Genomic DNA, 675 nt, shown 5'->3' on the forward strand with positions numbered 1-675 from the left:
AATGATACCTTGCTCTACACGACCGGTTACAACTGTACCACGACCTGAGATTGAGAATACATCTTCAATTGGCAAAATGAATGGCTTATCAATGGCACGCTCTGGCTCTGGGATATAGCTATCAAGGGCTTCTGCAAGCTCAATGATTTTTGCTTCCCATGCTGCGTCGCCTTCCAACGCTTTAAGCGCTGAACCTTGAATCACTGGCAAGTCATCACCTGGGAATTCGTATTCTGTTAGAAGTTCACGTACTTCCATTTCTACCAATTCCAACAACTCTTCGTCGTCAACCATGTCACATTTGTTCATGAATACGATCATGTAAGGAATACCTACTTGGCGACCTAACAAGATGTGCTCACGTGTTTGTGGCATTGGACCGTCAGTTGCCGCAACAACCAAGATTCCGCCGTCCATTTGCGCAGCACCTGTGATCATGTTCTTAACATAATCCGCGTGTCCTGGGCAATCTACGTGTGCATAGTGACGTGAAGGAGTATCGTATTCAACGTGAGATGTTGAAATTGTGATACCACGCTCACGCTCTTCTGGAGCGTTATCGATTTGATCAAACGCTGATGCAGCACCACCATAGGTCTTTGCTAGAACTGTAGTGATTGCCGCTGTTAGCGTCGTTTTACCATGGTCAACGTGGCCAATTGTACCGACGTTTAC

The 675-nt window shown here is 46.2% G+C and carries 1 pseudogene; it reads right to left on the reverse strand.

The features are described from left to right. Window positions 1-675: pseudogene (locus ACYVIL_RS20485) on the reverse strand (GTP-binding protein); the annotation flags it as partial.

The organism is Aliiglaciecola aliphaticivorans, assembly GCF_054782055.1.